The sequence below is a fragment of the Photorhabdus sp. P32 genome (assembly GCF_038085095.1).
In the GTDB taxonomy this organism is placed as follows: domain Bacteria; phylum Pseudomonadota; class Gammaproteobacteria; order Enterobacterales; family Enterobacteriaceae; genus Photorhabdus; species Photorhabdus luminescens.
In genome coordinates this window covers 22,592-35,867 of sequence record NZ_JAZGJN010000269.1, presented here as the reverse complement: position 1 = coordinate 35,867, position 13,276 = coordinate 22,592, and the positions used below count along the sequence as shown (strand labels likewise).

At 45.3% G+C, this 13,276-nt stretch carries 2 protein-coding genes; both read right to left on the bottom strand.

Going from position 1 to position 13,276, the window contains the following annotated elements:
* Nucleotides 1-2: 2 nt before the first annotated feature.
* Complete coding sequence (locus tag V2H77_RS13300) at nt 3-9,878, bottom strand: amino acid adenylation domain-containing protein (protein WP_341499183.1); 9,876 nt, start codon at nt 9,876-9,878, stop codon at nt 3-5.
* Nucleotides 9,875-13,276 (bottom strand): non-ribosomal peptide synthetase, encoded by a 3,402-nt coding sequence (locus V2H77_RS13295; protein WP_341499194.1) that lies wholly within the window; start codon nt 13,274-13,276, stop codon nt 9,875-9,877. The genes V2H77_RS13300 and V2H77_RS13295 overlap by 4 nt, the downstream gene beginning before the upstream one ends.

The following is a 13,276-nucleotide window of genomic DNA, read 5'->3' as shown; positions in this document are numbered from 1 at the left end:
CATCATAACCAGCCTTCTTCTGCCACCGAGTTATGCCCCTGATTAACTTGTTCAGCTTGTTGCAACTGCTTACGCTCAATTATCAATGCCAGTATTGCCAAATCACTGGCCGTCATGATATCGGCAACGCTGACCGTGACAGCAAAAGTCTGTTGTATCTGATGTAAAAACCTCAATAAGGTTAATGAATTTCCTCCCAACTCGATAAAAGACGCGGTTAAGCTCACCATACTTAACGGTAATTTCAGTGCGTCGGCACACAGTTGTACCAATTGTTTTTCAATTTCAGTTTCCGCAATACGATCCAACCCTCGCGTAATACAAGGTTTTGGCTCAGGTAGGGCAGCAAAATTCACTTTACCATTAGCCGTGGTTGGTATCGTGGCTATCACAGCATACAGGGTTGGCGCCATATATTCTGGTAATCGGGTTTTCAGTTGCTCTCTTATCGGAGGAATGACAGCATCCGTTTCGATACCCTCTGGCATAACCAGCCAAGCACACAGTTGTTTTTCGCCCGTTGCATCGACAATCACTCGCACAATACTTGTCGCCACACTATCGATAGCTGACAGTGCTGACTCTATTTCGCGAGTTTCAATACGAAAACCTCTGATCTTGACCTGATTATCAAGACGACCGACATAAACCAGTTCACCCTCGTTATTCCAATAAACACGATCACCGGTTTTATATAAACGTACTGTTTGTTCCGGCAAGATAGCCATTTCAACAAACTGGGCCGCATTTTGCTCTGGGTTATTCACGTAACCTAAACTTAAAGCATCACCCACAATGTAGAGTTCACCAATAACACCCGGCGGCACCAATCCACCCTGAGAATCCAAAACATAGGTCTGACAATGTGCCAAAGGACGACCTATCGGCACCACTGCGTCGGTTAAGGCGTCTAACTGGGTGACATCAATAGCAGTCGCGACAATGGTTGTTTCTGTCGGTCCATAAGTGTTGAATAAACGGATCTTTCCTTGTGTTTTTTGTTGCCATAGCGCCAACAACTCCATTCGCATGGCTTCACCACCGACGATGCATACCTCCAAATGCTTAACGAGTTGTTCAACATCGTCGGCAGTTAACTGATACGTCCATTCATGCCATAAGGCTGTGGGTACTGAAATCAGTGTGATTTTTTGTGCATCAATGATCTGACATAACTGTTTAACGCTATACGCTGTTTTATGACTATCCAGAACCAGACGACCACCGGAAAATACCGACAACATTAATTCTTCGATAAAAATATCAAAACCAATGTTGGCAATTTGCAATACCGCATGAGCAGAAGTTGTCGGGTAATAGCGTTGAACGGCCTCATAATAGCTCAATAAATTGTGATGGCTGATCTTAATGCCTTTAGGCGTACCCGTTGAACCTGAGGTATACATGATATAAGCAATACGATCTTGCGCTGATAATGCGACTTCTTGTGCCACAACCGCAGTATCAACCGACTCAATCTCATCAACCATAACAATATTTTGTTCATCAACCGGTAAAGTGCGGCTTTCAGAACGCTGTGAAACAATAAGCTGAATATCAGCATCATTAATAATATGGGCAATGCGTTCTGCTGGATAATCGGTTGCCAATGGCACAAACGTTGCGTTCGCCTGCAAAATAGCCAAGACACTGATCACCACTTCGGGGCTACTTGATAAATAAATACCCACCGTATCATTTACCCCAATACCCCGCGCGATAAGAAGCGCCGCCAACTTATCAGCCGCTAACGCCAACTGCGCATAATTCATGCTTCCCCAAGGCCCTGACAAAGCCACTTCATCAGGTATCTGATGCGCCACTCGGGCAAATAATTGAGTCAGAGATGTGCAGTCATTAGCAATAGATGACGCATGACCGGCTAATTGATGCAAGTGTTGAATTTGATCTGGAACTAAATAATCCGCATGCCCCAAGTGATGATGTTGTGAAACTAACATCGATTTTATTGCCGTTTCATAATAAGCCAATATTTGGCCCGCCTGATATTCCCCAAACACCGATTGAGTTAACGCCAATTGCAGAACCAGAAAACTATTAGCTGAGCTATGATGGCAAACAAAATCATAGCCATAACCAACTCGTTCATATTCATGATCATCAGCCTGCTCAGGCTCAACATCCTGAGTTGTCTGTAATTCATCAGACACATGAAAATCGACATAGTTAAACAAAGCGCCAGAGTAATCACACTTGAATTCCTCTTGCATTACAGCCACCGGATAATGTCGATAAGGCCAGCTTGCCGTGCTATATTCGGTTAATTGCTCAATCAACGATGCCCAGGTTTGTTGATGAATATCTGCATTAACCGGCGGCGTATTCAAAAATAATCCAAGACAAGATTCAGCACCTTCCACTTCAAGTCTTCCGTGACTTACCACCGAACTGGTGATGGCATCAGTGCCATTGATTTTCGCCAATACATAAACATGTACCGCCAACAGTAATGTGCGCAACGGCACTTTTAATTGCGTCGCAAGTTGTTGCAAGTCGTTATGTAAATAAGATAGCTCAAGGCGAGCGGAATAATGTTGTGTTGACCCTTTCCCAGTCCAGTCAGGAAGTACAGCCGCGTTGGCAATCTGCCGCCAATAAGCTTTGTGTTCAGGATCATCAATAGCCGCCAGTTCTTCAGCAATGTATTCACCGTAATGCGGTAAGTCAGCTCTTGGTGGAATAGAACCGCCAGACAACACCGATAAATAGTTTTCCATAAACTCAACTTGCAGGTTGGCAACACTCCAACCGTCAAGAATGGCATGTTGATGAGACAAAACCAGAGCAAATGTATTATTAGCATCAATAAATACATGAACTCGCCACATTAATTCATTTTCAACAAAAAAGCGGCTATTTTCCTGTTCCAAACAGTGATCTAATTGATGCTCAAATTCCTGTACGGAAAGGTGGCGGCAATCATTAAGCGTAATCGGCAAAGCAATCTTTTTATGAATATATTGCAACGCTCTTCCTAATTCGAAGTTGTATGTCGCACGCAATAATTCATGGCGTTGTACTATGGCATTAAATGCTTGACGAAACGCTTGTTCACTCCACTCGGCATTAATCGAGTAATGTTCTACAATGTGGTAACTTTTATCTTTTAGCTGATGATAAATAGACCCCATTTGCAAACTCGACAATGAATATGCATCATCCAATGTGGATGACTCAGTCAATGCCGCTCGCTCGTCATCGGTGAGTAATGAAAAAGCGTGATAAACATCTTTAGAAGAGGCAATGTTGTTGTGCAAATCAGGTAACTGCTGCGTTATTTCATGAATACTTTGATAGGCCAAAATATCTTTTACACTGAGTGCTAAACCCGCCTGTTTAGCCATCGCAACAACACGCACAATTAATATTGAGTCACCACCCAACGCAAAGAAATTATCGTAACGACTCACTTTCTCCTGCTTCAAAACCACGGCAAAAATAGACGCTAATGTTCTTTCAACGTCATTTTGCGGCGCAACATATTCAATACTGGTAAAAGCACTGGCTTCTGGCGCAGGTAATTTTTCTTTATCCACTTTTCCGGTAATACTCACCGGGAAAGCATCCAGACATACAAATGCACTGGGGATCATGTAATGTGGTAATTGATGCCGTAGCTGTTCTCTGATCTGTTCAACCAATAACGATTGCGGCGTTTGCAGATAAGCAATAATTTGTTTATTGCCCGGCTCAATTTCCCGTACCACAGCAATCGCATTCTGCACATCAGGCAATGCACGCAGCTTGGCATCAATTTCAGCCAGTTCAATACGGAATCCACGCAGTTTTATTTGATCATCATTACGCCCTAAAAACTCCAGAGTCCCATCAGATTTTAATCTAGCTTGATCACCGGTGTGATAAATATAACCACAACCGCCAGAAAGGTTGTCTTTAACAAATTTTTGTTGCGTTAATTCGCTATTGCGGTTGTAACCTCTTGCCAAACCCGGGCCGCCTACCGCAATTTCACCAACCACCCCCATAGGCACAGGCTCGCCATAAGCATCAAGGATATAAATGTGGGTATTGGCAAACGGCGTACCAATGGGAACATAGGCGTCATCAGGCAAAGAGAGATGCGTCACATCACCGTAACTGGCATCAATCACCGATTCTGTTTGTCCATAAATATTGAAACAACGGGCATCGGTATGCATCAGCTTTTGCAAACGGTTCAAATCACGACCATACCAAGCTTCGGAACCCACTAATATATGGCGCAGGGAATCCAATTGAACCCCGTTTTGTTCAGCATAATCGAGTAAATTCCTCAGAATGACCGGCACAAAGTCACCAAACGTCACTTGTTGTTGTTCGATAAGCTGATACAAAGCCTCTGTGGTAATCAAATCCGACTTGCGGCAAATCACCAAGCGACCACCGGTGGTCAAGCTCTTAACGATATCACCCAGAAAAATATCCACCGCCAAACCCGCCATTTGTAATACTGTCGGCGGCTGCTGGAATAAGCCAAATACCGCATCCCAACCATACAAACGGGCAATCATCGCCGTGTGCTCAACCATCACGCCCTTGGGATGGCCGGTTGTTCCTGAAGTGTAAGTCATGTAAGCCAAATTGGTCGCAGTTGAATGACTCTGCGTCGCCGCAATATGGGTATCAATCCGTGACTGGCTTAATATTTCATCCAATCTCCAGACGCTATACGCCGAAGCCACTTCAATAGGCAAACGCTGAATATCATCAACCACAACCAATGGTGTACCGCTATCTTGAAGAATGTATTCAATCCGCTGCAATGGCTGATCAGCATCAAATGGCACATAGGCTAAACCCGCCTTCAAGATGCCAAGTACGGTAATCACTGCGGCCGCAGTACGATCCATACAAACCGCAATAAAGGAATCCGATGTATAACCTTTGTCCAATAAAAAGTGGGCTACCTGATTCGCTTGCGCATTCACTTGCCGATAAGTGAGATGAAGCTCGCCGTCAATAACCGCTATTTGTTCTGGACTCCGTTCCATTTGGTCTTCGAACAACTGGTGAATACACTTATCCGCAGGATAAGGCTGCCAATTGTCGTTGATATCGCTCAACAGATATTGCCTTTCCTGCTCAGTTAACACCGGCAATTTAGTCAAAGGCGCTGTTTGATATTGGTCACTCACTAATGCAGACAATAAAGTCAGGAACCGTTGGCTGAATCGGGTTATTGTCGACCGTTCGAATAGTTGACAGTTGTATTCAAAACTAAAATCAAGACTGTCCTCACTTTCACTGGCATCTAAGGTCAAATCGAACTGGGCGGTAACATGTTCGCTATCAAGGTACTCAAATTCAACGTTACTCAATTGCAATACCTTGGATTCATTGGTATCCATTGAGAATACGATTTGGAATAGCGGCGAATAACTTGTACTCCGTTCCGGCTGCATTTTCTCAACCAACAGTTCAAACGGCAGTAATTGATGCGCTTGAGCATCAATATTAACTTGGCGAATATGCGACAGATATTCAGCAAAAGTGAGATTTGCCTGATATTTGGTGCGCAGCACTAGCATATTGACGAAAAAGCCGATAAGCGGCTCCACTTCCGCCTGCAAACGATTCGCAACCGGCGTTCCTATGACAATATCTTTGCTTTGACCATGACGAGCAAGTAACAAGGTAAATGCAGCATGTAATACCACAAACAGACTGGTATTATGCTGACTGGCAAGGGATTTGAGCCCAATCAAAAGAGATTTGTCAGCACTAAATTCAAATAGCCCGCCACGGCTGCCAAGTTGTAATGGGCGCGGGTAATCCAACGGTAAGTCGTGTACAGGCGGCAGCTCATTAAGCTGAGTTAACCAGTAGTTAAGATCCGTTTGTAACGTTTCACCCTGTAGTTGTTGCCGTTGCCAGACAGCATAATCTTTATATTGAATGGGTAGCGATGGCAAAGCCGGTTGCTGACGGCCCTCAAGCAGTTGGCTGTATATGCTGACAAATTCATCAGCAAGCACGTTGATTGACCAACCATCTGAGGCGATATGGTGCATATTGAATACCATAACACTCTGATCTTCAGCTATTTTTAGATAAGCCGCTCGCAGCATGACATCGTTAGCCAAATCAAATGCCCGCTCTGCATGCTGCTGAATAAATTCTTGCACCTGCTGCTGACAGCTTTTTTCCCCAAAGCTTTGATAGTCAATACGGTCGATCTTCACAGTTACCGTGTCCAACACTTCCTGCCATGCACCAGCAATATCATGCCGATAGACCGTTCGGAGCACCTGATGGCGTTGAACAATCATGTTTATCGCACGCTCAGCAATAGCGAGATTGAAGTCCCCTTTGACGGTTAATGCAAACGGCATATTGTATTGAGGCGTTTGTCCATCTAACTGGTCAATAAACCAAAGCCGTTGCTGAGCAAACGACAATGGAAGCCGCGCCATTTCAACTCGAACCATTTCAGCTCGCACCATCTCAACTCTCGCCATTTCAACTCTTGTCATTTCAACTACAGGCGTAATTGGCGCTATCGCTGCATTGCCGCTAGTTGCTGTCTGTTGTTCAGCGATCAATTGTGCAAAGTCAGCCAAGGTTTGGCTTTCAAACACTACCCGAACAGAGATCTGTACGGCCAAGGTTTTCTTGATTTCCGATACCAATTTAATCGCCAACAGGGAATGTCCCCCTAGCTTGAAAAAGTTATCGGTACGGCTCACTTTAGGATGACCTAACAACTGCTGCCACATATCAGCCAGTTGTTCTTCCAGTTCCCCCTGCGGGAGGCAATAATTCTCTGGTAACGGCTCTTGTGTCTCTACACTCAGTAACGCTTTGTAGTCAACTTTACCGTTTACCGTCATTGGAATGCTGGTTAGCGAAATAAAGGCATTGGGGACCATATATTCCGGCAAAGTTTGGCTTATTTGTTCCCTCAGCGCCACTGGCTCCAGCGGCGTGTCCGCAACGTAGTATGCAACCAGTTGTTTATTGCCGTTAAGCTCATCCGCAGTGACAACCGCCTGCCTCACTCCATCAATCGCAACAAGTTGGTTCTCAATCTCACCGAGCTCAACGCGGAAACCCCGAATTTTTATCTGGCTATCCTTCCGCCCGATATATTCAATTTCACCATGAACATTAAACCTCACCAGATCGCCGGTCCGGTAAAGCCGTTCAACCTCACCGTCGAAAAAAGCAACCTGGACAAAACTTCTCTGCTGCTCCTCAGGTCGGTTTAAGTAACCTCGGGAAACGCCTTTACCACCAACCACTAATTCACCAATGACACCTTGTGGCGCCAAATTCAAATGTTCATCAACAATATAGGCTTTAACATGACCACATACCCTGCCAATGGGAACCGATTGTTCAATCTGCAACGCGGATTCAATCAGGTAGTAACTCGCCAAGACGGTTGTTTCGGTCGGCCCGTAGGTATTCATCACCGGAGGACGGTTTGCTGATGCAAACCAATGCCTGACAATTTCAGCATTAATTGCTTCGCCGCCAACGATAACCAACCGTAGTGTGTCAGGCACCAAGGCGTCGCCACTACTTACCTGATGCCAAAATGCGGTGGGTAAGCTCATTACGGTGATATTGTGTTGACAACACTGTTGCCAAAATAGGTCAGCGCTGTTCAACCAATCATCGTTCCTCAATACCAACGTGGCCCCTGCACATAGGGTGACAAAACACTCTTCAATGGAAATATCAAATGCAAATGAGGAGAACTGTAATACGTTGTCGTCAGGTTTAACGGCATACATTGCCAATGCGGCCGCCACAAAATGGCTCAACTGCGTATGCTCTACCATGACCCCTTTAGGTTTGCCCGTCGATCCAGAGGTATACATGACATAAGCAAGTTCATCCAAGCTCTGGTTGATATTCGGATTATCAGATGCAATCTCTAAAAATGGCTCCATTTCCGAGGTTAACAGCTCAACAATGACATTCAGTTCAGCAAACTTGTCTGCATAGGCGTTGTTCGTCAACACAACCGCCGGTTGGCAATCGGCAATAATGTGCTGGATTCGGGACTGAGGGTTGTCAACGTCAATGGGGGTGTAAGCGGCGCCTGCTTTCAGTACCGCCAATATACTGATAATCATCTCCGGGGAACGCGGTAAACATAACGCGACAATATTACCCGGCTTAACCCCCTTTTCGATTAGGTGATGCGCCAATCGGTTAGCCCGCTGGTTCAACTCGCAATATGTCAGGGTTTGGTTTTCTCCTGCAACCTGCCATACCAAAGCGGTCGCATCGGATCTTCGTGCTACCTGACGTTCAAACTGGCATTGCACAGTTTCTGCCGTTGTCGCGATAGAAGAGGGTATCGCCAGTTGTCGCCCTAAACGGCGCTTTTCGTCTTCATCCAACAACGCTAAAGAGTCTAATGTTTTATAAGGATTTTTGGCGATATCAATCAATAAGATTTCAAACGATTTGAGTAACCTTGCAATAGTGTGTTCATGGAATAGGCTACTGTTGTACACCACTTCAAACAGAATAGTGTCACCGTCATCAATCGCATCAAGTTCCAAATCAAATTTAGAGAATGCTTCACCCGAAGATACCGGGGTAAACACCACGTCATCCAATCTCGATTCACTGGCCTCGGTCGTATCCATTGTGAACATGAACTGGAATATCGGTGAATAAGCGATGTTCCGACTCACCGCCAATTTCTCCACCAGAACATCAAACGGCAAATCCTGATTCATTTGTGCTTCAATGTTGACTTGCTTTACATGCTGCACAAACTGCATGAAATCAATCTTGCCCTGATATTCAGTTCTCAACGCCAACGTATTGACAAACAACCCGAGCAGCGACTGTAACTCTTTTTGTTTCCGGTTAGTGGCCGGTGTACCAATGACAATATCCGTTTGCTGGCTGTAGCGAGCGATAAATACTGAAAATGCGGCGTGCAATAACATAAACAGGGTCGCCCCGGCATTGCCTGCATGCTTACGCAACATCGCCGAAGATTGCCGATCCAATCGGAATCGCACCTTAACACCATAGTTGGTCTGTTTCACCGGGCGCGGAAAATCCAAGGGAAATTGGTGAACTTGCGGTATATCCGCTAGTTTTTGTCGCCAATAATCAAGTTGCGCATCAAACACCCCGTCAGCAATCCATGACTGCTGAGTGTAAGCATAATCTGCATATTGTACGGGTAATACAGGCAAGGATTCCGGCAGATTCTGCTTAATCGCTTGATAATGAGTGACAAATTCTTCCATCAATAGAGAGAAAGACAATCCGTCTCCAGCAATATGGTGCAAGTTGATGATAAGAAATTGCCGCTGAGTATCCGTTGTAAAAAAGTCGATCCGGACCATGAGATCCTTCTGCAAGTCAAACGGAGCAGAAACATACTGATAAAATATCGCTTTCAGTTCGGCAGGTTCACATGTCAAGTGCCGAACATTGATTTTTGCCTTAACATCTGACTGAATCTCTTGCCATACTTCGCCCTGTTCTTCTCGGTAAACTGAGCGCAACACTTCATGGCGTTCGACAATGCGTTGCATGACTTTTTCAGCAATCGTTAAATCGAACGCGCCGCTCACTTCCAACACCGTCGCCATATTGTAATGTTCGCTGCTGCCAAAGAGCTGGTCGATGAACCACAGGCGTTGTTGTGCAAAAGAAAGCGGTAACCGAGTCAACCCTCTGTCGACAATCTTGATCGGTAATGGATTTGATTGTTGCCCTTGCAGATACGCAATAATCTCTACCTTATGCGTTCTCAACTCCGTAAGCATATCTTGCGATACTGCGCCCTTAGGCGCGTTCAGCTTAAGCGAGTCAGATTCAAGGTATACCATAATGTCTTGCTGTTTTAAGTCAGCTAAAAATGCGGCGATATTCACAGTTCAACGACCTCCCTTTCTCCCCCAATCTGTTTCTGTCGTTCGGCAAGCTGCTGCTCAACATACTGTGCTAAAGCAAACAGAGTGTCGTAGACGTAAAAATCCTTTACGGACAGTTCTATCTTCAATTCTTCGCTGATGACACTGCCGAGTTTGACAAATTGCAGTGAGTGAATACCGATCTGTACAAACCGGGCCGCAGTATTGATTCGCTCCAAGCCAAGCTCTCTATGAAACAATTCAGCTAACTGCTTTTCAGTTGCCGTTTCTGGCGGCGTAAAAGGCTCCTCAGCGATATTTTCCATACTTGGCGCAGGCAGGGCTTGACGATTAACTTTACCGTTCTCAGTCAGCGGCATTTCCGGCAATAACACATAGCAGCCAGGCCACATAAACTCCGGCAAGATGCGCTCGACTTTATCGCGCTGTTCACGTATGTCGATCATCGACGGAGCGACTAAATAAGCCACCAAGGATTGCCTCTGTTTGTCATCCTGCCTGACACAGACCACAACATCCGCTACCTCAAAATTAGCGCGGATACAGTTCTCAATTTCACCCAATTCGAGACGAAAACCACGCAATTTCACTTGGAAATCGTTTCGGCCAATGTAAGCAATTTCGCCTGATGGCAACACTTTCACTAAATCACCTGTGCGATATAGTCGTTCGCTGTTACCTTTAGCATCCAAATGATCAATAAAACGTTCGGCCGTCAGTTCTGGACGGTTCAAGTACCCTTTTGCTAATCCGACACCACCGACATACAGTTCTCCAACTACGCCAACCGGACATTGGGAGCGATCTTTCGCCAATACATAAAGTGACACATGGGGCGCTGGACGACCAATCGTGACTGGCTCAGTCGCCTTTGCAAAGATTTTCAACGAAGACCATACCGTGGTTTCCGTTGGCCCATATTCGTTGACCAGAGTTGCCTGAGGCTGACATTGGAAATGTTTTGTCTTAACTTGGTCCGACAAATTCTCGCCGGCACAAATCACCTTACGTAGTGAATGTCCTGTAAGGGAATCAAGAACAGCATCGTAGAAACTGGGAATAAAAAGAACGTGGCTAATTTGTTGACTGTCTATCATCTTTGCCACATATGATGCATCTTTCGCATCTTGGGGGGCCATTAAATGCAACGTTGCGCCGCTGCCAAGCCCCCAATATATTGCCGGAGCCGATGAATCGAAAGCAAATGATGAAACCAGTAAAAATTTCTCCGGCACTATCGAGTATGAATTAAACCGCCCAACCGTTGATGCGCTCAAAGCCCCGTGAGGGATCATCACCCCTTTAGGATTGCCTGTCGAACCTGAGGTATAAATGACATAGGCAAGGGAATCTGCTGTTACATTTGAGGTCAACATCGGTTCAGTACGGAGCTGGGCGGCAATTTCAGTGTCATCAAGCAAGATAGTGCAAACGCTACCCGTTGGTAAATCGACCTTATCGATACTTTTGTTATCGACGATAACCAAACCAACATTGCTGTCAGCCAAGATAAAACTTAACCGTGCTACAGAATAAGTAGGGTCCAATGGCAAATAAGCACACCCTGCTTTCAATATCGCTAACATGCTGACAACAAAGTCAATGCCGGGTTCCATCAAAATAGCAATTAGCTGGTTGTTGTCGGCGCCTTTAGCCAATAATAATTGAGCGATCTGATTAGCCCTTGCATCAAGTTCAGCAAAACTGAGGCTTTGCTCCTGATAGCGAATTGCCGCTCGCTCAGGATACTCAGCCGCCCGCTGTTGAATAAGCTGATGCACAAAAGGTTGCTCCTCAGGCAGTTGCCAAGCCGATTGATGAGACTTGTCCAACACCGCTTGTTCCTGCTCACTGACGATCGCCAATTGATTAATGGGTCTATCACCATTGACCGCAATATGTGCCAACAACAACTGCATATTTTCAGCAAAACGGGCGATTGTGTCTGGATTAAAGAGTCCTTGATTAAACTCAAAAATCAGCGACAATCCGTCCTTATCTTCTGTCGCGGTTAGGGTTAAATCAAACTGCGTTTGTCCCCGTTGTTCCATAACCTCTTCAAATTCAACATCAGCAAGTTCCAACTGTTGAGATTCATAATTTTGCATTGAGAAAAGCACTTGGAATAAGGGCGTAAACGCGGTGCTTTGTTCAGCTAGCAACTTCTCGACTAATAATTCGAATGGAATGGCCTGATTGCTCTGTGCATCAAGGTGCGCCTGCCTTGCACTCTTTAACAACTCATTGAATGTCAGCGTCGGTGTACAATTCAAACGCAACACCAGCGTATTGAGGAAGCAACCAATTAGCGATTCCAGTTTCTGTCCCGGCCGGCTTGTAATAGGTGTGCCAATAACCACATCCGGGTTATCACTGTAACGCCCCAGCATCACAGCAAAAGCGGTATGCAACAGCATGAATAAAGTGGCATTTGCATCCACCGCTAATCGCTTAAGTTGACTCACCGTCTCCAGCGGTATCTTTTGCGTGTGCGTTGCGCTGCGCATATCCAATTTTTGAGGACGAGCGTAATCCAAAGGCAATTCATGAACCAATGGCAGGTTAGCCAACTGTTGTTGCCAATATTGCAACTGCTCGTCAAACATTTGCTGAGTTTCAGCTTGATTCTGCCAGTAGGCATAGTCCGAGTATTGCAGTTCAAGTTCAGTCAACAAGGCGGGTTTACCATGCACAATTCGCTGATAAAGAAGGGTAAATTCATCCACCAATATCGCCAGAGACCAGCCATCAGCAGCAATATGGTGCAAATCAAAAAACAATACGCCGGCCAATGGTTTATCAGATGTCTCTGATTTTAGATCAGAGGCCAAATAAGCCACTCTTAGCGGTAAATCCCTACTTAAATCAAATCGTCTCTGTCTCTGCCCCGCCAGCCAATCTTCTATCTGTTGCTGTTGGTCAACACCATCGGCAAGGGTGTCTTTATCAATCTGGAAAACAAAGTCGTCCAACACGACCTGTTCCGGCATGCCTTGTGATTCCTGATAAACAGTACGTAAAATTTCATGTCGCTTAATAATGGCATCCATCGCCTGATTTGCGGCTGCTAAGGAAAATTGACCATATAAATTAAACGCGGTTGAAATCTTATACTGACTCTCAACCGTAGAAACCTGTTCGACCAGCCAAAAACGGCGCTGCGCAAAGGATAACGGTGCCTTGGTAAGGCGCCGACGTTGTAATAACGCAAGCTTCGGTTGCCCCCCTACCTCCGCATGAGAGAGAAAATCAATAATTGCTTGTTTGTTTTGTTTAATAAATTTTTCCTGCTCAGGTGTGATGGCGCCAGGAGCAGACTGAGATTTTAGCGTCCCATTTTCAACAAAAAGACGAACTTCCTGCTCGGACAATCTATCAATAAAGCCTTTTAGGTTCAT